Origin of the sequence: Dyella choica, from assembly GCF_003977665.1 — a bacterium.
GTDB lineage: Bacteria > Pseudomonadota > Gammaproteobacteria > Xanthomonadales > Rhodanobacteraceae > Dyella_B > Dyella_B choica.
On record NZ_RYYV01000001.1, the window covers coordinates 148,309 to 167,847 of the forward strand.

The 19,539-nt window shown below is 63.3% G+C and carries 23 protein-coding genes; 3 read left to right on the forward strand and 20 right to left on the reverse strand.

All coding sequences use genetic code 11. The features are described from left to right. Positions 1-5: 5 nt before the first annotated feature. The 19 genes from nuoE to EKH80_RS00810 all read right to left on the reverse strand — a co-directional run bounded on the left by nuoE (position 6) and on the right by EKH80_RS00810 (position 15,809). Positions 6-533, reverse strand: coding sequence for an NADH-quinone oxidoreductase subunit NuoE (gene nuoE, locus EKH80_RS00720; RefSeq protein ID WP_126682809.1), 528 nt, complete (start codon positions 531-533; stop codon positions 6-8). Between the two features lie 20 nt (positions 534-553). Then, entirely contained in the window at positions 554-1,813 is a 1,260-nt protein-coding gene (locus EKH80_RS00725) for an NADH-quinone oxidoreductase subunit D (RefSeq protein ID WP_126682810.1), read from the reverse strand. 2 nt (positions 1,814-1,815) lie between these two features. Next, on the reverse strand, positions 1,816-2,544 hold the full coding sequence (locus EKH80_RS00730; protein ID WP_126682811.1) for an NADH-quinone oxidoreductase subunit C: 729 nt from the start codon (positions 2,542-2,544) through the stop codon (positions 1,816-1,818). Positions 2,545-2,559: 15 nt separating this feature from the next. Continuing rightward, positions 2,560-3,117 carry a NuoB/complex I 20 kDa subunit family protein gene (locus EKH80_RS00735; protein ID WP_196240313.1) on the reverse strand — a complete coding sequence of 186 codons (558 nt, stop codon included), beginning with the start codon at positions 3,115-3,117 and terminating at the stop codon, positions 2,560-2,562. Continuing rightward, a complete protein-coding gene (locus EKH80_RS00740) occupies positions 3,108-3,464 on the reverse strand; it encodes an NADH-quinone oxidoreductase subunit A (protein WP_126682813.1) in 357 nt (118 codons plus the stop codon). Before EKH80_RS00740 ends, EKH80_RS00735 begins: the two co-directional genes overlap by 10 nt. Before the next feature lie 362 nt (positions 3,465-3,826). After that, the gene (locus EKH80_RS00745) at positions 3,827-4,180 is read right to left on the reverse strand and encodes a PilZ domain-containing protein (protein ID WP_126682814.1); all 354 of its coding nucleotides are present in this window, start codon (positions 4,178-4,180) and stop codon (positions 3,827-3,829) included. Between the two features lie 183 nt (positions 4,181-4,363). Then, positions 4,364-5,275, reverse strand: coding sequence for a PIG-L deacetylase family protein (locus EKH80_RS00750; protein ID WP_126682815.1), 912 nt, complete (start codon positions 5,273-5,275; stop codon positions 4,364-4,366). Beyond that, complete coding sequence (gene holB, locus EKH80_RS00755) at positions 5,275-6,210, reverse strand: DNA polymerase III subunit delta' (RefSeq protein WP_126682816.1); 936 nt, start codon at positions 6,208-6,210, stop codon at positions 5,275-5,277. The genes EKH80_RS00750 and holB overlap by 1 nt, the downstream gene beginning before the upstream one ends. Next, positions 6,210-6,842 carry a dTMP kinase gene (tmk, locus tag EKH80_RS00760; protein ID WP_126682817.1) on the reverse strand — a complete coding sequence of 211 codons (633 nt, stop codon included), beginning with the start codon at positions 6,840-6,842 and terminating at the stop codon, positions 6,210-6,212. The genes holB and tmk overlap by 1 nt, the downstream gene beginning before the upstream one ends. Beyond that, the gene (gene mltG, locus EKH80_RS00765) at positions 6,839-7,879 is read right to left on the reverse strand and encodes an endolytic transglycosylase MltG (RefSeq protein WP_126682818.1); all 1,041 of its coding nucleotides are present in this window, start codon (positions 7,877-7,879) and stop codon (positions 6,839-6,841) included. The genes tmk and mltG overlap by 4 nt, the downstream gene beginning before the upstream one ends. Beyond that, positions 7,876-8,691: an aminodeoxychorismate lyase gene (gene pabC / locus EKH80_RS00770; RefSeq protein ID WP_126682819.1), complete on the reverse strand. Its 816-nt coding sequence runs from the start codon at positions 8,689-8,691 to the stop codon at positions 7,876-7,878. The genes mltG and pabC overlap by 4 nt, the downstream gene beginning before the upstream one ends. After that, the gene (locus EKH80_RS00775) at positions 8,691-10,040 is read right to left on the reverse strand and encodes an aminodeoxychorismate synthase component I (protein WP_126682820.1); all 1,350 of its coding nucleotides are present in this window, start codon (positions 10,038-10,040) and stop codon (positions 8,691-8,693) included. The genes pabC and EKH80_RS00775 overlap by 1 nt, the downstream gene beginning before the upstream one ends. A gap of 8 nt (positions 10,041-10,048) precedes the next feature. After that, positions 10,049-11,287, reverse strand: a complete 1,239-nt coding sequence (fabF, locus tag EKH80_RS00780; protein ID WP_126682821.1) for a beta-ketoacyl-ACP synthase II — start codon at positions 11,285-11,287, stop codon at positions 10,049-10,051. 198 nt (positions 11,288-11,485) lie between these two features. Then, positions 11,486-11,725, reverse strand: a complete 240-nt coding sequence (acpP, locus tag EKH80_RS00785; protein WP_126682822.1) for an acyl carrier protein — start codon at positions 11,723-11,725, stop codon at positions 11,486-11,488. 251 nt (positions 11,726-11,976) lie between these two features. After that, positions 11,977-12,717: a 3-oxoacyl-ACP reductase FabG gene (fabG, locus tag EKH80_RS00790; protein WP_126682823.1), complete on the reverse strand. Its 741-nt coding sequence runs from the start codon at positions 12,715-12,717 to the stop codon at positions 11,977-11,979. A gap of 45 nt (positions 12,718-12,762) precedes the next feature. Next, entirely contained in the window at positions 12,763-13,710 is a 948-nt protein-coding gene (gene fabD / locus EKH80_RS00795; protein WP_126682824.1) for an ACP S-malonyltransferase, read from the reverse strand. A gap of 209 nt (positions 13,711-13,919) precedes the next feature. Then, positions 13,920-14,897 carry a beta-ketoacyl-ACP synthase III gene (locus tag EKH80_RS00800; protein WP_126682825.1) on the reverse strand — a complete coding sequence of 326 codons (978 nt, stop codon included), beginning with the start codon at positions 14,895-14,897 and terminating at the stop codon, positions 13,920-13,922. 179 nt (positions 14,898-15,076) lie between these two features. After that, positions 15,077-15,271, reverse strand: a complete 195-nt coding sequence (gene rpmF / locus EKH80_RS00805) for a 50S ribosomal protein L32 (protein ID WP_126682826.1) — start codon at positions 15,269-15,271, stop codon at positions 15,077-15,079. 19 nt (positions 15,272-15,290) lie between these two features. Then, positions 15,291-15,809: a YceD family protein gene (locus EKH80_RS00810; RefSeq protein WP_425481122.1), complete on the reverse strand. Its 519-nt coding sequence runs from the start codon at positions 15,807-15,809 to the stop codon at positions 15,291-15,293. Between the two features lie 132 nt (positions 15,810-15,941). On the opposite strand from EKH80_RS00810, the gene EKH80_RS00815 reads away from it, so the two are divergent. Both EKH80_RS00815 and EKH80_RS00820 read left to right on the forward strand, forming a co-directional pair. Then, positions 15,942-16,394 carry a Rossmann-fold NAD(P)-binding domain-containing protein gene (locus EKH80_RS00815; RefSeq protein ID WP_126682827.1) on the forward strand — a complete coding sequence of 151 codons (453 nt, stop codon included), beginning with the start codon at positions 15,942-15,944 and terminating at the stop codon, positions 16,392-16,394. Then, a complete protein-coding gene (locus EKH80_RS00820; RefSeq protein ID WP_126682828.1) occupies positions 16,391-16,978 on the forward strand; it encodes a Maf family protein in 588 nt (195 codons plus the stop codon). Before EKH80_RS00815 ends, EKH80_RS00820 begins: the two co-directional genes overlap by 4 nt. On the opposite strand, the gene EKH80_RS00825 is transcribed toward EKH80_RS00820, so the two are convergent. Next, on the reverse strand, positions 16,965-18,593 hold the full coding sequence (locus EKH80_RS00825) for an ArnT family glycosyltransferase (RefSeq protein ID WP_230473345.1): 1,629 nt from the start codon (positions 18,591-18,593) through the stop codon (positions 16,965-16,967). The two genes, EKH80_RS00820 and EKH80_RS00825, sit on opposite strands and share 14 nt — an antisense overlap. On the opposite strand from EKH80_RS00825, the gene EKH80_RS00830 reads away from it, so the two are divergent. Next, the gene (locus tag EKH80_RS00830; RefSeq protein WP_126682829.1) at positions 18,592-19,533 is read left to right on the forward strand and encodes an AAA family ATPase; all 942 of its coding nucleotides are present in this window, start codon (positions 18,592-18,594) and stop codon (positions 19,531-19,533) included. The genes EKH80_RS00825 and EKH80_RS00830 overlap by 2 nt on opposite strands. The last annotated feature ends 6 nt before the right edge of the window (positions 19,534-19,539 follow it).

Below are 19,539 nucleotides of genomic sequence, written 5' to 3' on the forward strand. Positions count from 1 at the left end.
TGCCCTTACTTCAAGCCATCGAGGATCACATCGACTTTTTCGGTCGTGAGACGCTCGTGGTAATGGCCATTGACCGTCATCGCCGGCGCATACACGCAGGCAGCGATGCACTCTTCTTCTTTCTTCAGATACACGCGGCCGTCCGGCGTGCTTTCACCTGCCTTGATGCCGAGCTTTTTCTCACAATGGCGCAGCAGGTCTTCGCCGCCGTTGAGCCAGCACGAGATGTTGGTGCAGATCGCAACGTTGTTGCGTCCGACCGGCCTGGTTTCCAGCATCGAGTAGAAGCTGGAGACCTCGTAGGCCCACACGGCGGGCACGTCGATGTACTTGGCGACCGCGGTGATGAGCTCATCGGTGAGATAACCGTGGTTCTGTTCCTGCGCGGCGAACAGCGCCTGGATCAGCGCGGAGCGCTTGCGATCCGGCGGGAACTTGCCCAGCCAGTGATCGATGTGATGGCGCGTGTGCTCGTCGAGCACGACGAGCGGATCGATGTGCTTGACCTGCTCGTAATTTCCGGTGGCTTTCATGTGTGCTTATCCTCTTACGCTCAGCGATCGACTTCGCCGAACACGAGGTCATAGGTGCCGATCACCGCCACCGCGTCGGCCAGCATGTGGCCGCGTACGAGGACGTCCATCGACGAGAGATGCGCAAAACCTGGCGCACGCAGGTGCACGCGGAACGGCTTGTTGGCACCGTCGGAAACCAGATAGCAGCCAAATTCGCCCTTCGGCGCTTCGACTGCGCTATAGGTCTCGCCGGCCGGTACGCCATAGCCTTCGGTGAACAGCTTGAAGTGGTGGATCAGCGCTTCCATGTCTTCCTTCATGGCCTCGCGCTTGGGCGGCGCGACCTTGAAGTTCTCCACCATCACCGGGCCGGGGTTGGCGCGCAGCCAATCCACGCATTGCTTGATGATGCGGTTGGACTGGCGCATTTCCTCGATGCGCACCAGGTAACGGTCGTAGCAGTCGCCGTTGACGCCCACCGGGATGTCGAAATCGACGTCGGCGTACTTGGCGTACGGCTGCTTCTTGCGCAGATCCCAGGCGATCCCCGAACCACGCAGCATCACGCCCGTCATGCCCCACTGCTGGGCCATTTCCGGCGATACCACGCCGATACCGACGGTACGCTGCTTCCAGATGCGGTTGTCGGTGAGCAGCTCTTCGTATTCGTCGACCTTCTTGGAGAAGTCCGCGGTGAAGGCGTCGAGGAAGTCGAGCATGGAACCTTCGCGCCAGGCATTGAGGCGCTGCAGATCCTTGCCTTTGTGCCAGGGCGACTCGCGGTACTGCGACATCTTCCCCGGCAGGTCGCGGTAGACGCCGCCCGGCCGATAGTACGTGGCATGCATGCGCGCGCCGGAGACTGCCTCGTAGCAGTCCATCAGCTCTTCGCGCTCGCGGAAGGCGTACAGGAACACCGCCATCGCACCCAGGTCGAGCGCGTTCGAGCCCACCCACATCAGATGATTGAGGATACGGGTGATCTCGTCGAACATCGTGCGGATGTACTGCGCACGAATCGGCGCCTCGATCCCCAGCAGGGTTTCAATGGCGCGCACATAGGCGTGCTCGTTGCACATCATCGACACATAGTCGAGACGATCCATGTAGCCGATCGACTGGTTGAACGGCTTGGACTCGGCCAGCTTCTCGGTGCCGCGATGTAGCAGGCCGATGTGCGGATCGGCGCGCACCACGGTTTCGCCGTCCATTTCCAGCACCAAACGCAGCACGCCGTGCGCGGCAGGATGCTGCGGACCGAAGTTCATCGTGTAATTGCGGATTTCTTGGCTCGACATGCTCAGTTCTCCCGCCAGTGGTCCGCGGCTTCCGCCTTCGCTTGAATCAGGTCGGCGTCATCGCGGATCACGCGCGGCACCAGCACGCGCGGCTCGATCGATACGGGTTCGTAGATCACGCGCTTGAGCTCGGGGTCGTAGCGCACTTCCACGTTGCCGATCAACGGGAAGTCCTTGCGGAACGGATGCCCGACGAAACCGTAGTCGGTAAGGATGCGGCGCAGATCTGGATGCCCTTCGTAGAGGATGCCGAACAGGTCGAAGGATTCGCGCTCGAACCAGTTCACGCCCGGCCAGATGCCGGTAAGCGAGGGCACCACCGGCAGGTCGTTGTCGGCGCAGAACACGCGCACGCGCAGGCGCTGATTGAGCTCGATCGACAGCAGGTGGAACACCGAGGCATAGCGGTTGGGAATCGACACATCGCGCGGGCGATCAGCCCAAGTGAAGCGGCCGACCGCCTCGCCTTCCACGCCGCGCGAGAAACCATTGCCGGATACGTCGGTGGTATCCCATTCGGTCTGGCCGTAGCCGAGGTAATCGACGCCGCACAGGTCGACCAGTTCGCCGAAGCGAAAACCGGCTTCGTCGCGCAGTGAAGTCGCCACGGACAGCAGATGCTGCGCATCGACCTCGGCCGTGGCCTGGCCGTTGGCGACCGTGATTTTCAGCAGATCGCCGAATCGCGCGGCGAGCCGCTCGACCAGCGAGTTGTTTTGCAATTCGCTCATGACTGACGGCGCCTTTTAGGAACGCGCGATGGTGCTGGTACGACGAATCTTCTTCTGCAATTGCAGGATGCCGTGGATCAGTGCTTCGGCCGTGGGCGGGCAGCCCGGCACGTAGATGTCCACCGGCACGATGCGATCGCAGCCGCGTACAACGGAATACGAGTAGTGATAGTAGCCGCCGCCGTTGGCGCAGCTTCCCATGGAGATCACCCACTTCGGGTCCGGCATCTGGTCGTAGACCTTGCGCAGCGCTGGCGCCATCTTGTTGACCAGGGTGCCGGCTACGATCATCACGTCGGACTGGCGCGGACTCGGGCGGAACACCACGCCGTAGCGGTCCAGGTCAAGGCGCGCGGCGCCGGCATGCATCATTTCCACGGCGCAGCAGGCAAGTCCGAAGGTCATCGGCCACATCGAACCGGTGCGCGCCCAGTTCATCAGGGCATCGACCGAGGTCGTGACGAAGCCGCGCTGCATGACGGGATTGTCGCCGGCCGGACGCAGGATGTCGTCCACCAGGTTCAACGGCTGCGGGTTGTGCATCACCCGGTCAATGGAGGAGATCACTCCCATTCCAGTGCTCCCTTCTTCCATACGTAGGCAAAACCGACCACCAGCAGCAAAAGGAACAGCGCCATTTCAATCAGCGCGACGATGCCGATGTGCTGGAACACCACCGCCCAGGGAAACAGGAAGGCGATTTCCAGATCGAAAATGATGAAAAGGATGGCGAGCAGGTAATAGCGCACGTCGAATTGCATGCGCGCATCCTCGAATGCCTCGAAGCCGCACTCGTACGGCGAAAGCTTCTCCGACTCCGGACGACGCGGGCCTGCCAGCAGGCCGATGATCAGGAGGACGACACCCAGCCCTGTGGCAACGCCTAGGAACAGGAGAACGGGCCAATATTCGGCGAGCACGGTTCAAATACCTCCGCACCACATGAGTGCATCAGCGGCCGTTGGGGCAAACGGTCCGGAAGTTCAAATCAGCGGGCGGTCCAGCACTGTGAATCCAGAGGCGGGCGCTCGACGATCCTCGGGACGGGCCCGAGAATCACGACATTGTATCAGCGGGCACGGGTAGGCCGACAAGCCTTGTGTGGTGCAGTATGGGCCGTTTCTTGCATTTGGAGCCTGTTTCATCCAAACAAGCTTTGTTTCTTGCAACAGGCGATTGTCGCCATGGCGCTCAATATCTCCGCGCAGGCGCACGCCCGCCCCCTTGGGCAACGCTTTTTGTGCGAGCAGGCGGGGGTATCGGTTTCGATTGAACAGGACTGCTACATGGTCTGCGTAGCGCGCTCGGAATTGAGCACGCCCGCCAGCAGGGCCTCGATGCGGCTGCGTGCCGCTTCGCCGTCGGACGAATCGTTGAATTGCACGCCGATGCCGGCCGTGCGATTGCCCTGCGCGCCGATCGGGGTGATCCACACCACCTTGCCAGCCACCGACAAGCGCTCGCTTTCGTCGATCAGGCTGATCAGCAGCACTACTTCGTCACCCAGCGAATAGCGCTGGGCGGTGGGTGCGAACAGGCCGCCGTGCTTCAGGAACGGCATGTACGAGTTGTACAGCGAAGCCGTGTCCTTGAACTTCAGCGAGATGATGCCCTGACGGGCGGCGACCGGGTTCATGCCTGCTCCCCTGACTACAGCACTGGCGGTGAGTGGTGGAGGTACATCCTAACCATGCAACTTGATGCACGCAAAGACGTGTAGCGCAGAGTGAGCGCCATGCCCGTAAGTATCCATAACGAACACCAGCAACTCCGCCCCCACCCCTCGGGGGAGGCACAGTTGCCGGCAGCGAGCAGTCCTTCAGGCCTCCCACCAGCCCCAGCGGTCAAAAATCCAGGGCGAGCGCCAGTCCAGGTGCAGCTTCACGAAAGCCTGCCCTGCCTCCGGCCGTTCCAGCCGCCACGTTCCGCGGGCATCGCGCGCCACCGGCGCCTCCGGCCATGGCCAATCGCGTACGCCAGACGACGTCGCCACCAGCAGCCGCAGCCATGGTCGTAGCAGCGTAGGCGGCCGCCAGGGCAGACGCCCCTCTTCTGCCCCACCCTCTACGCGTATGTAGCGTTCCGGACCATCCGCCAGGCGCAGTATCCGCCGTCCGCTCAGCGCCATCTGGGTGCGGTGCTCGGCGAGCGCCGCCAGCTTGCGTTGACGCTGCTCGGCCGTGGCTTCCAGCGAGATCGGACAACCGGGCTCTTGGGCGGCACCATGTACGGGATAGGCGAGCAGCTTGGGCTCCGGCTCCATCCCTATCATGGCGAGCCGGCACAGCACATGGGCCGCACCATGGTCAGGATGGCTATCCCGCAGCGCCGGCACGGCAACGAGGCTGGGCCGGAATGCCTCGGCGGCCGCGCGGATCGACTCGACCGTACCGGCCGCATCGTCTCGCAGCCGGTGGGTCACTTCCATATCGCGCCACCCCAACGGCTGCAGCGCGGCCGCCGGCACACCCAGACACCCCAGCGCATGCATCACCTCTTCACGCCGCCGGGTGCCCCAGGCGCGACGCGACGCATCGTCGATGAACAAGCGTCGCTGTAGGTAACGCTGCGGCCAGGGATTATTGTCGCCGTCGGTCAGCAACAGAATCCGGACTTCGCCACCTGCGGCCAGCACTTGCTGGAGCAACACCCCGCAACCAAGCGTCTCATCGTCCGGATGCGGCGCCACCACCAACAGCCGGGATTGCGCAGGAACGGGCCATCCCCGCATCAGCGCCAGCGCCCCAGCAGCTCCAGCAGCAACAAGTCGCCACGCAGCGGGCCACGCAGCGCCTCGCGCGCACGGTTGGCGGTGTCGTACCAGGCCATCAGTCCTTCGCTGTCCAGGGTGCTGGACAGCGGCGCGGATTGCGCGGATGCGCGCGCGCGCATTTCATCGGCAACCGCCTGGGCGGCGAACCACAGGCGCTGCTCAGGCGCATCTTCCAGCCAGCGCTTGCTCACGGCCATGGAGTCACCGCGCCCAGAGGCCAGCGCGGCAAGATCCTTGCGGACTTCCTGGCGCTGAGCCAGCGAGCCCTGTTCCGCCCATAGCCGCGCAAGACCGGGATTGCCGCTCGCCGCGGCGAGCGCAGCTTCGGCATCGCGTACCCCGACCTCCTGCAACCAGGCCAGAGACGCTTCACGCCCGGGCAACTGGAATTCGATCCGCTGGCAACGGCTGCGGATCGTCGCCGGCATCCGCCATGGCGCGTCGGCCACCAGCACAAGCATGGTTTGCGAAGCAGGTTCTTCCAGCGTTTTCAGCAGGGCGTTCGCGGCTGCGTGATTCATCGCATCAGCCGGATCGATGCTCGCGATCTGCCAGCCGCCGAACTGACTGGCGGTAGCCAGCCGCGCCGAGAGTTCGCGGATCTGATCCACCACGATGTCCTGACGCTGCACGCCGTCCTTGCGCAAACCGTAGCTCAGCGCGACGTAGTCCGGATGCGTGCCGGCGTTCAACAAAAGACAGCTGCGGCAAGTGCCGCAGGCATCACCTTCATGCGGTTGCTGGCAAAGCAGGCCACGCACGAAGCGGCGCAGGAAATCGCGCTTGCCCAGGCCTTGCGGGCCACACAACAGCAACGCGTGCGGCAGGGCATCACGCTGGCGGCGCGACTGCAGACGTGCCCAATGTTCAACCTGCCAGGAGGGGATACTCATCAGCCAGCCTCGAACAGATGCGCCGTCGCCGCGATGGCTGCTTTCAACACCCGGTCCTGCGGCAGACTGGCATCGATCACACGAAAACGTTGCGGCTCCGCCTGCGCGCGTTCGCGGTAGGTTTGGCGAACGCGCTCGAAAAACGCATCGGCTTCTGTCTCGATGCGATCCGCTGCTCCGCGGCGCGCGGCGCGCGCGCGCCCGGTCGACACCGGCAGATCAAGCAACAAGGTGAGGTCAGGCTTTACGCCATCACATGCCCAGCCCTCCAATTGGGCAATGCGCTCGATCGGCTGGCCGCGTCCACCACCCTGGTACGCATAGCTGGCATCCACGTAGCGATCGCACAACACCCACTGCCCTGCCTCCAGCGCCGGCACGATGCGTTCGCGCACCAATTGCGCGCGCGAAGCGAACATCAGCAGCAATTCGCTTTCTGCGCCGATGGCGGCATGGGCCGGATCAAGCACGAGCGAACGGATCGCCTCGCCCAGCGGCGTGCCGCCCGGCTCGCGCGTCTGCAGCAGGTTCACGCCTTGCTGCATCAAATGCGCATGCAAACCGGCGAGCAAGGTGCTCTTGCCCGCGCCTTCGCCGCCTTCCAACGAAATGAAACGTCCGCGCCGGCTCATGGGCAATGCTTCAGCTGGTAGCAGGCGACATTGCGGTTCTGTTCTTCCAGCGTGCTGGCGAACGCATGCGTGCCGTTGCCGCGCGCCACGAAGTACAGCTCATCCCCGGCGGCCGGATGCAAGGCCGCTGCGATCGCCGGCTTGCCAGGCATGGCAATCGGCGTAGGCGGCAAGCCGGGCCGCGTATAAGTGTTGAACGGCGTGTCGGTAGTCAAGTCGCTTTTGTGGATGCTGCCCGCGTAACTGCTGCCCATGCCGTAGATCACGGAAGGATCGGTCTGCAGCAGCATGTTCTTCTGCAGGCGGCGGACAAAGACGCCGGCAACGCGCGGACGTTCGTCGGCCCGGCCGGTTTCCTTTTCGACGATGGAGGCGAGAATCAAGGCATCGTAAGGCGTAGCCAATGGCACGCCCGGATCGCGTTGCGACCACAATGCCGCCAGCGTCCTGTTCATGGCTTCGTGTGCGCGACGCAGGACATCCAGATCGCTGTCGCCTTTTACGTAGGCATAGGTTTCCGGCAGGAAACGTCCTTCCGGCTTTTCGTCCGGCGCGCCGATCCTGCGCATGATGGCCGCATCATCCAAAACAGCGGTTTCGTGCTTCAGTTTGTCGGCCTTGGCCAGAGCCTGCAAGACGTCGCGAAAGGTCCAGCCATCGACGATGGTGACATTGCGCTGCATCACCCTGCCTTGCGCCATGGCATTGAGCAGCTCCGTCGGCGTGATGCCAGGCGTGATGGCGTACTCACCGGCATGCAATTGGCCGGCCACGTGCATTTTCTCCGCCAACAGACGCCAGTACACAGGAGCGAACGTGGTCAGGCCTTGTGCACGCAACTGGTGCACGATGTCCTTGAAGCTGGTGCCGCGCCCGATGTCGACGCTCTCGCCCGATGCGTTGGCGCGCAATGGCGTCACGGCGAAACGCGTGAAGTTGAGCCAGAACCAGCCCGCGACGACAGCGAACGCCAGCAATAGGATTACCAGCAGCGCGCGCCGCGATACGCGCCCCCGTTGTGTATCGCCAAGACTCATGCCTGCTCCATTGCAAACCCCAAGCCGAGCCAATGCTGCTGCATCGCTCGAACGACCGGACCGGGAGCGTACACGGTATCGCCCACCGCCTGAACCGGCAGGATGCCGCGAACGCTGGAGCTGAGGAAGAGCTCGGAAGCACGCAAAGTTTCGTGCAGCGGCAAGTCCCGCACCTGGCACGCCGGAAAGGCTTCCAGCAGCTCCGCCCGGGCCACCCCGGCCACCCCGCAACGATCCAGCGCCGGCGTCACCGACACGCCATCGACGACAGCGAAAAGATTCGCCGCGGTGGCCGAAATAGCGTGCCCATGGCTATCACACAGCAAGCCCTCGCCGATGGCGGGATCGTTCCATTCGGCCCGCGCCAGCACCTGCTCCAGGCGATTGAGGTGCTTGATGCCGGCGAGTAGCGGCTGGTCCGCCAGCAAGGTGCGGCAGCGGTGCAGCCGGATACCGCCGGTAAAGAGTTCGCGGGAGATCGCGGGCATGGGAAAAGCCGCAACGATACGGGTTGGCGCAGCAAACACGGGCGGCGCGTAACCTCGCTCACCCAGGCCGCGCGTCAAGGTAATGCGTAGGACGAATCGCGCCTGCCCGCTACCGACCTGCTGCGCCTCCTGCCACAGCCCTTCGGCATCCGGCATGGGAATGCGCAAGCGCTCGCAGCCAGCAGCCAATCGCTGCATATGCCTGGCCCACAACGGCGCCTTGCCAAATTCGAAGCGAATCGTCTCGAACAAGCCATCGCCATAGCTCAAGCCGCGATCGAGCGCCGAGACGCTGTCGCACGGCTGGCCATTGACCAGCATCATCAGCCGGCCACCCCCAAGGCACGCAGCACGCCGCGTGCCTTGGCGCGCGTTTCATCCAGCTCCTTGTCCGCATCGGAGTCCGCCACGATGCCGGCGCCCGCGCGCAGGCTGACTTCACGGCCATTGAGGCTCAGCGTGCGGATCAGGATATTCAGGTCCAGGTCGCCGTTGCGGTCGAGATAGCCCAGCGCACCGGTGTAGGCACCGCGTGGCGCATCCTCCAGGGCCGCGATGATTTCCATGCAGCGCACCTTGGGACAACCGGTGATGGTGCCGCCTGGAAACGTCGCTGCAATCACCTGGCCCGGGGTAACCCCTTCACGCAATCGTCCGCGCACGTTTGAAACGATGTGGTGCACGTGCGCGTAGCTTTCCACCACCATCAGCTCGTTCACTTCCACCGTGCCAGGTTTGCACACGCGTCCCAGATCGTTGCGCTCCAGGTCGATCAGCATCACATGTTCGGCGCGCTCCTTCGGATGCGCGGTGAGTTCGCGGATGCGTGCAAGTTCGTCATCGCCGGCCACGCGAGGACGCGTACCGGCGATCGGCCGCGTTTGAGCCAGACCGCGGCGCGCTTCGACCAGCCGTTCCGGCGACGAACTGACCACGGCCCAATCCTTCTGCTGCAACAATCCGGCGAACGGCGCCGGATTGGCGCGCCGCAAGGCGGCATACAGGCTGGCCGCAGCCGGAGCCTGGGCAAAACGCGCCCGCCACGCCCGTGAAAGATTGGCCTGAAACAGATCGCCGGCGTGGAGATGTTCATGCACGCGAGCCACGCCATCGAGAAAGCGCTGAGGCGCATCTTCTTCGATCGCTTCCGGAACCGCGAGCGGCGCTATCTCGGGCATGGCGCAAAGATCGGCTTCCATCGCGTCGAGCAACGCGTCCTGTCCAGTTTCCGCGATCAGGATGGTGCGCTCGCGCAGATGGTCGACGATGATGGCCGCCGGACAGCGCACGGCCAGCGCCACCGGCAGCTGCTGCGACGCAGGCAGGCGCAACGTCGGTTCGATTTCTGCCGCCAGCTCATACGCCAGCAGCAGCACCCAGCCACCGTGGAACGGAAGTCCGTCATCGGCGCCGTGTGGCAAACATTCCATGCGCCACGCTGCGTCAAGCGATTCGAGAAATCGTCCGGCATGCACGCGCCCGTCCGGCTCGTGTACGAGGCCATCAGACGTCAACGTGAGCGTGGATTGCGGAAAAGCGAACAGGATGTCGTAACGCGCGTGTGCATTCGCGCGCGTCACACTCTCCAGCAAGGCCGGATAGCGCTCCGGAAAGGCAGCGGCCGGCGCGAGCAAGTCGCGCCGGCCGGTAAAACTGCGAACGATGCCGCTCACGCGATACGTCAGATACGGCGGAAAGCAAGCGTACCGTTGGTGCCGCCGAAACCGAACGAGTTGGAGATGGCAAGATCGATCTTCGCTTCGCGTGCGGTATGCGGCACGAAATCCAGATCGCAGCCCTCGCCCGGCTCGTCGAGGTTGATGGTGGGGGGCAGCACCTGGTCGCGCATGGCGAGAATGGTGAAGATCGCTTCCACACCGCCCGCGGCACCCAGCAAGTGGCCGGTGGTGGACTTGGTGGAGCTCATCGCCAGCTTGTACGCGTGGTCGCCGAATACGCTCTTGGCTGCCAGCACTTCACCCAGGTCGCCTAGCGGCGTGGAGGTGCCGTGGGCGTTGATGTACTGCACGTCGGTGGGGTTGATGCCGCCATCGTGCAGGGCTGCAACCATGCAGCGCGCCGCACCCTCGCCACCCTCGCTGGGCGCGGTAATGTGGTACGCATCGCCGCTCATGCCGAAGCCGACCAGTTCGCAGTAGATGTTCGCACCACGCGCCTTGGCCTGTTCGTACTCCTCCAGCACCAGCACGCCGGCGCCGTCGGACAGCACGAAACCGTCGCGAGCCTTGTCCCACGGACGGCTCGCCTTGGTCGGCTCGTCGTTGCGGGTGGACATGGCCTTGGCCGAGCAGAAGCCCGCCATGGCGGTACCGGTGGTCGCGAATTCGGCGCCGCCGGCCAGCATCACGTCAGCGTCGCCGTATTGAATCATGCGTGCGGCCAGACCGATGTTGTGCGCCCCGGTGGTGCAAGCGGTGACGCAGGCGATGTTCGGCCCCTTCAGGCCAAACATGATCGACAGGTGTCCCGACACCATGTTGATGATCGAGCTGGGCACGAAGAACGGCGACACGCGGCGCGGCCCCTTTTCATGCAGTTCGATCGAGGTGTCTTCGATGGTGTTCAAGCCGCCGATGCCCGCGGCGACCGCCACGCCAATGCGCGGTGCGTTCGCCTCCGTCACTTCCAGCCCGGAATCGCGCAAGGCTTGCGTGCCCGCAGCAATGCCGTAGTGGATGAACGGATCCATCTTCTTGATTTCTTTGGGCGCAATCCACTGCGCCGGATCGAAATCGCGCACCTGGCCGGCAATGCGCGTGGCATATGCCGTAGCGTCGAAGTGCGTAACCGGGCCAATGCCGCTGACGCCCTTGAGGATGTTGTTCCAGGCGGTGGCGATGTCGTTGCCAACCGGCGAGATGATGCCCATGCCGGTCACTACCACACGTCGTTTGCTCATGGATCGAATTCCTAACTGGTTCGGGAAGGATCAGCCACAAGGCTTTGCCTCCGTACTCGCTATGCGTGCCGATCCTGCACACCATACGGGATCGGACGTTACAAATTGCAGAAACGAAAACTGCGCCTAGATGGCGCAGCTTCCCGTTTCGCTACGTGGATGCACGGGACGTGAGTGTGCGTCGCCCCGCCACGCGGATTATTCCTTGGTGTGGGCCTTGATGTAATCGACGGCCTGCTGCACGGTGGTGATCTTTTCGGCTTCCTCGTCGGGAATTTCGGTTTCGAATTCCTCTTCGAGCGCCATCACCAGTTCGACCGTGTCCAGCGAATCCGCGCCCAGATCGTCTACGAACGAAGAGTTCGAGTTGACCTCGTCTTCCTTCACGCCAAGCTGCTCGACGACGATTTTCTTGACGCGTTCTTCGATGGTGCTCATGTTGCCTTTGCCTCCCAAGGGGAAATTAGTCCGTTTGCCGGGTTTCCTCCGGCAAAGTCTGCGGCATTGTAGTGGCTAAGCCGCGAAGCCGCCAATTATGCCAGGAATACCAGCCGGCGCGGGTTCCACTCGCCGTGAAGCGGCCGATTGTCACCCAAAACGGCTCCCGTGACGACTTTTTTTGTCTTCAGCGAGTTTCAAACGGGCAAACCGCGCCCGGTAACGTCTTTTTTCAGACCCGGCCGCCTGGCTCAGGGCATGTACATGCCGCCATTCACGTGCAAGGTCTCGCCGGTGATGTAGGCGGCGGCCGGCGAAGCCAGGAAGCCCACGGCCTTGGCGATGTCGCTCGCCTCGCCAAGCCGACCCAGCGCGATCTGGCCCAGCAAGGCCTGCTTGGACTCCTCCGGCAGGCCACGGGTCATGTCGGTATCGATGAAACCCGGCGCCACCACGTTGACGGTAATGCCGCGCGAACCGATCTCGCGCGCCAGCGACTTGGAAAACGCGATGATGCCTGCCTTCGCCGCGGCGTAATTGGACTGCCCCGGATTGCCGGTAAGCCCGATCACCGAAGCGATCGAAATGATGCGGCCTTTGCGCGCCTTCATCATGCCGCGCATCACTGCCTTGGACAGGCGATACACCGAGGTGAGATTGGTATCCAGGATGGCCTGCCAGTCTTCGTCGCGCATGCGCATCAGCAACTGGTCGCGCGTGATGCCGGCGTTATTGACCAGGATCGACACCGCACCATGCTGCTTGGCGATGTCGTCGATCAGCGCATCGACGGAAGCTCCTTCGGTGACATTCAGCACACGTCCCCGTCCACCCTGCGGGGCAAGCCGCGCCTCGATCGCCGCAGCGCCGGTTTCCGTGGTGGCGGTACCGATGACGGTGGCACCCATGTTGGCCAATTCTTCGGCAATGGCTGCGCCAATGCCGCGACTGGCGCCAGTGACCAGTGCGATTTCACCCTGCAGTGTGCTCATGCTAGCTGTCCTTCGGAGAGGCTGGATTCGAAGATGGAAAAAACTTCAGGACCACTCGCTGCGCACGGCATCGAGTTCGGCAGGCGTACCGATGGCGCGGGCTTCCACGCTCTTGTCGATACGCTTGATCAGCCCGGCCAGCACTTTGCCAGGACCGCATTCGGCGATGCGCGTGGCGCCGCCTGCAACCAGTGTCTGCACGCATTGGGTCCAGCGCACAGGCAGATATAGCTGGCGCTGCAAGGCGCCACGAATCTCTTCCACTGAAGCGTAACTGCGCGCCTCTGCGTTCTGCACGACCGGAATGGCCGGCAACAGCCATGCGATGGAAGCCATGCGCGTTCCCAGCTCGTCGGCCGCTTCGCGCATCAGCGCGGTATGCGAAGGCACCGATACGGCCAGCTTCACCGCCTTCTTGATGCCTTGCTCGGCCAGCTTCGCCAGCGCGCGGTCCACCGCCTCGGCGTGACCGGCAATCACCAGCTGGCCCGGCGAGTTGTAGTTGGCCGGCGCCACCACTTGCCCTTGCGCAGCTTCTTCACATGCGGCCGCAATTTGTGCTTCGTCGCCGCCGAGTATCGCGGCCATCGCACCCACGCCCGCCGGTACTGCAGCCTGCATCAGACGACCACGTTCAGCCACCAGCGCCGCAGCGTCGTGCAGCGACAAGGCGCCGGCGCAAACCAGTGCGCTGTATTCGCCCAGGCTATGCCCGGACAACTGCGCAGGACGCGCGCCGCCAAGCTTCTGCCATACGCACCACACCGCCACACTGGCCGCAAGCAAGGCAGGCTGGGTGTTCTCGGTGCGATTGAGCTGGTCTTCGGGCCCTTGCTGAGCCAGCGTCCACAGATCGATGCCGGCACCTTGCGAGGCCTCGTCGAACGTGGCTTTCACCTCGCCGTGGGCGGCGGCCAACTCGGCCAGCATGCCGACCGATTGCGAGCCCTGGCCCGGGAAAACGAAAGCGAGCGATGCGGACGCTTGAGTCATGAACAGGTGCGATCCATCAGGAAAAACGAAATGGTGCCATCAATACACGACGTACGCAGCCGTACATAGGTTGGGATGCAAGACCAACCTATGTACGGCTGTCATTCCCGCGTAAGCGGGAAACCATTCTGCTTTTGCGCAGGTCAAAATGGGTTCCCGCTTGCGCGGGAATGATGGTTCTTATTCCCACTTTCGTGGGAATGACGTTCTTAGTAGCGCAGCAACGCGGAGGCCCAGGTAAAGCCGCCGCCAAACGCTTCCAGCAGCAGGTTCTGCCCACGCCGCACCTTGCCCGAACGCACGGCGAAATCCAGCGCCAGCGGCACGGAGCCGGCCGAGGTATTGGCATGCTTGTCCACGGTGACGATCACCTGCTCCATCGGCATGCCCAAACGCTTCGCCGTGGCTTCGATGATGCGCAGGTTGGCCTGATGCGGAATCAGCCAATCCAGTTGCGCGGCTTCCATGTTGGCAGCCTTGAGCGTTTCCTCGACCAGCGCATCGAGCGTCTTCACCGCCACCTTGAACACTTCACGGCCGGACATGCGAATGTGCACGCCGTGATTGGGCTCGTCGTCCTTGAAACCAACCGAGACGCCGACCGGATTCCAGAGCAGTTCCTTGTAGCCGCCATCCGCATGCAGGCAGGTGGCATAGATGCCAGGCTCGCTGGAAGCTTCCAGCACCACCGCACCGGCGCCGTCACCGAACAGCACACAGGTTTCGCGCTCTTCCCAGCGAACCATGCGGGTCAGGGTTTCGGCGCCGATCACCAGCACCTTCTTCGACTGCCCGCTGCGGATGAACTTGTCCGCCACGCCCAAGGCGTAGACAAAACCCGAGCAGGCCGCATTCACGTCGAACGCGGCGCAACCGTTGGCACCGAGACGGTGCTGCACCAGGCACGCGGTAGAAGGAAAAATAATGTCGGGCGTGGTGGTGCCCAGCACGATCAGGTCGATTTCCGACGCTTTGACGCCGGCGGCCTCGAGCGCGCGCTGCGCAGCCAACGTGGACAGATCCCCCGTGGTTTCGCCTTCGGCGGCGACGTGGCGCTGGCGAATACCGGTGCGTTCGCGTATCCATTCGTCGCTGGTGTCGACGAATTTCTCGAGATCGGCATTGGTAAGAACACGCTCCGGCAAGGCGCTGCCGGTGCCGACGATGCGGGAGTAGATCTGGGTCATGGATTATCCATCAGCGGGCAAGGTGCCTGATGCCATCCGCCCGGCGGGTGACCATAAAACACCAAGACTGCAACGTTACGTTGCCGCGACTGCCGGTTCAATAGCCGTCAACGCGTAGCAGAACGCAAAGCGGCGCGTCACCGCGCCGCCTTGCGAACGAAACCAAGGATTTCGATGGATCAGTCTTCGTCTGCCACCGCAACGTTGGTGTCGATCACCTTCTTGCCGCGGTAGTAACCATCGGCCGTCACATGGTGACGACGATGCACTTCGCCGCTGGTCGGATCGGTGGCCAGCTGCACGGTGCTGAGCTTGTCGTGCGAGCGACGCATGCCGCGGGTGGACGGGGTCTTGCGGCTCTTTTGAACGGCCATGATGGTTTCTCCAGCTAAATCATTTGTTCTTGAGTTCGCGCAATACCGCGAACGGGTTATCGGGGCGCTCCTCGGCAGGAATCGCTTCCGCCGGCGGGCGTGTGACTTCTTCGGGCACCGCGCTGTCCGGATTGACCGGTACCAGCGGCAACGCCAACAACAGTTCGTCCTCGATCACATCGACCGGGTTCAGCTTGTCGTCCTCGCCCACCAGCAGGGGCTCGTACCCGGCCGGAAGCGCGGCTTCCTCGCGCTCGGAACGGATCAGGCCCAGGCGGGTATCCACCGCCACAGGCATGACGAACGGCTCGAGCGTGCGCTGGCAGAGCAGCCACAAGGGCGCCTGGACGCGAACCTCGATGTAGGCGGTGCCGAACTCGTCCCGACCGAAGTCGAGCTGGTACTGGGCCAAACCTGCATCATCCGCCAGTGCCTCGCTCAGACGAGACATTGCGGCGATGGGCAGTGACCCCTGGAACGAACGCCGCGCGGAAACCATGCGCCAAGCGTCCACGGACTCTGGCAGTGTCGCGGACATATCCGTGAAATAGTAAGTTTCCCGGGTGGTTAAGTCAACCGCGTCAGACCTCACATCTACCCGTCGGGGCTTTGCCTGAACCAGGCGTCTGCGGCAGACTGAGGTACATCTTAAGCCTTAAGCCTACTCTCCTTGGATATTTCCCTCACGCTCGGCCTGGCTACCTTGCTGATTCTGCTGGCCATCGCCATTGCAGGGGCCATGCTGCTGCGCCGACAGAGCCGGCGTAACGCCAGCCTCAGCCGATTGCTGGAACTGGCCGATCGAGTGGAAGCCGACCTGAAATCCTGCCGGGCAAGGCTCAAGCAGGCCCATGCTGTAATGTCGGTAAATCCGGATCTGCCGGCCGCCAGCGAGCAGGAGGCGGCACACGCGGTGGATGCCGGCCTACGTGCCCTGCTGCAGCACCGCATCTGGATCCGCGACCACGCCCCCACCGCTAGCCAGGGCGAGCTGGACGCCGCCGCCCGCGCCATGGACAACACCCGCGACCGGTTGCGTCCCTTGCTGCAGGCTCTGGGGGATGCGCAAGACGAGCTGGATACAGCCATGCGCGAGCATATCCGCCAGGATTCCCATTTGTGACGCCCCAACGCCGGCTGGTGCTCGGCTCAACCTCCCGTTACCGCGCCGAACTGCTGAGGCGGCTCGGCCTGCATTTCGAGCAACGAGCGCCCGGCACCATCGAAGCCGAACTGGCAGGGGAAGCACCCGCCGAACGTGCCATGCGGCTAGCCACGGCCAAGGCTGTCGACGCCGGCACGGGCCTGACCAACACCCTGGTGATCGGTTCCGACCAAGTCGCCGAGCTCGACGGCCTGCTGCTGGAAAAACCCGGCACCCAGGCACGCGCCCAAGAGCAGTTGAGTGCCTGCTCCGGACATACGGTCTGCTTTCACACGGCATTGTGCGTGTTCGATACAGCCAGCGGGCAACACCGTACGCATCTGGATCTTACGCGTGTGCATTTCCGTTATCTCACGCAGGAAGAAATCTGCCGTTATATCGCGCACGAACAGCCCTTGGACTGCGCCGGCAGTTTCAAGTGCGAAGGACTCGGCATCAGTCTGTTCGAGCGCATCGAGAACAGTGACCCCACCGCGCTGATTGGCTTGCCGTTGATTGCGCTGGCGCGATTGTTGCGAGAAGCGGGACTCAATCTGCCCTAAGGCGCAGGCTATGGATGTAACCGCGCCTGGCGATGCAATCCTCCGGATGGCTTTCGTGTAGCACAGGCGCAACCTGCCCGCGATAGAACGCGACGCTCTTGCGCCCTTCGAACCGACTTAAGCGCTGCACCGGCTGAAGGTTGTCAATGCTCGCGCACAGCGAACCGAGCCATGCCTCGCGCTCGCTTCCGCGCGCTGCGAATTCGTCGACCACCAGCAAAATCGAGGCCCCGGGATGCTTGCGGCGTAGCGCAGTCTCGTCCCTTTCCCAAATCGCCACCTGGGGAGCGCGCCCGTATTTCACGTTGAGCGGGTTGTTGAGCGTATAGATCTCGCGCCTGCCGTCGAACTGGAAATCGAGTTCCGCCGCCATCATGAAATTGTCCGCCACCAGCAACGCCGGTCGTGCGGCGAGCTGCGCTTTTGCTATATCGGCGCTTTCTCGCCACCCGACGAAGGCGGTCGGCACGATACGCGCCGCGCCAAGCGATTGCGCCGTACCCGGATACACGGCCAGCGCCAGATAAATCAATCCTGCCGCTTGCATCAGCAAGGCAAGCATCGCGCCGCCAACCGCCATCACGCGCCACCGGCGAACACTTGCCGATCCATTCAATAACGCAGGCAACGCGGCAAGCAAAGGCAGATAGCCGGGCAATGGCCAATGCACTCGAAAACGTTCGTTGTCGGCAAACAATCCCGCCACGAAATAGACCACGATGAAAGTAAGCGACAACAGGGCAATGACATCCCATGGCCCGCCGCAGCCACGTCGACGCCAACTTTGCCAGGCAGCCCACAGCAGGCACACATACAACAGCGGCGTACAGGTCACAGCCTGTTCCACCGGCTGCACCAGCGCATCGGCATGAAAGCGCCATGGATTGCGTTCGATCAACTGAAAGCTGATGCCCGCACCGTGCTGCTGCCAGTTGGAAACCAGCAAGGGCACCAGCCCGGAGGCCGCAACGGCCATCGCCAGCCAAAAACCGGGACGTCGCCATTGCACCCGCCCGCGCGGCGTCAACACACAAAGCAGAAAACCGGCAAGCACGTACATTGCCGCGCGATAGTGACTCATCCAGCAGACCGCGAGTGCGGCGCCGAGCAGCAGCCAATCACCCAGGCGATCCTCGTCCATTGCACGCAGCAGCGTGAACATGGCTAATGCGCCTGCCAGTGTGAGCGGCACGTCCGGCATCGCCAGCACCCCCAGGCTGCCGGCCAGCGGCAGGCACAGGCACAGCAGGCCAGCCTGCCAACCGGTACGTGCATCGAACGCGCGGCGGGCAAACCCTACGAGCAGCCAAGGCAATGCGCTTCCCAGCAGCAGGAACGGCCAGCGCATGCCCCACAGGCCATGCCCCGCCACCCTCTCGCCCAGGTGTATCAGGCAGGCCGTCAGCGGCGGCAGGTCGGTGTAACCCCAGGCAAGGTGACGGCTTTCCTGCCAGTAGAACGCTTCGTCGCCAAACGGCTGGAGGGTCGAGACGAGCAGCAGCTTCAGCAGGGACAGGCCAACGAACCCTGTGACGAAAGCCGCTCGCCAGCGTGCGACGCCGACGACTACACTGGCGTCGCCCATCTTATCCGTCCCCGGTTTCCACAAACTCATGTCCGCCATCACTCCGCTTCGTGATGAAAACCTGCAAAAGCGCCTCTACGCCGCTATCGCCCAGGTCAATAAAGTGCTGCTCGGCAAGGCGCGCCAGGTCAAGCTGGCCTTCACCTGCCTGGTCGCAGGCGGCCATCTGTTGCTGGAAGACGTACCCGGTGTAGGCAAGACCACCTTGGCGCATGCGCTGGCGGCCAGTTTTGCCCTGGAATTCCAGAGAGTTCAGTTCACCAGCGACCTGCTGCCCTCGGACATTATCGGGGTCAGCATGTACGAGCGCGAGACGGGTCAGTTCCGCTTCCATCCGGGACCGATCTTTGCCGGCCTGCTGCTGGCCGACGAAATCAATCGCGCTACGCCGAAAACCCAAAGTGCCTTGCTGGAAGCGATGGCCGAGGGACAAGTGACCGTGGATGGCCAGACCCATACCCTGCCCGATCCGTTCTTCGTGGTGGCCACGCAGAATCCGCTGGATCTCGCCGGCACCTTCCCGCTGCCCGATTCGCAGCTCGATCGTTTCATGTTGCGCATCTCGCTCGATTACCCCGACGCCAATGCCGAGCGCGAACTGCTCACCGGCAGCGATCGGCGCGACTTGCTCACTCAGCTCATGCCACAGCTGGATGCTGCGAGTCTTGCTGCCTTGAATCGGCAATCGAAAACCATTACCGCCAGTCCCGCGCTGCTGGATTATCTTCAAGCCCTGTTGGCGGCGAGCCGCCGCCACCCGGAAATCCGGGTCGGGCTCTCGCCACGTGCCGGCCTTTCGTTGCTGGCCTCGGCGCGTGCATGGGCCATGCTCAGCAATCGCGGCCACGTGCTGCCCGAAGACCTGCAAGCGCTATTCGTTCCGCTTGCCGCGCATCGGCTGGTCGCCTCGCGCGGCGCCAGTGGCGAGACTCTGGCGCGCACCTTGTTGAACGAAGTGGCGGTCGACTGAGGGTCG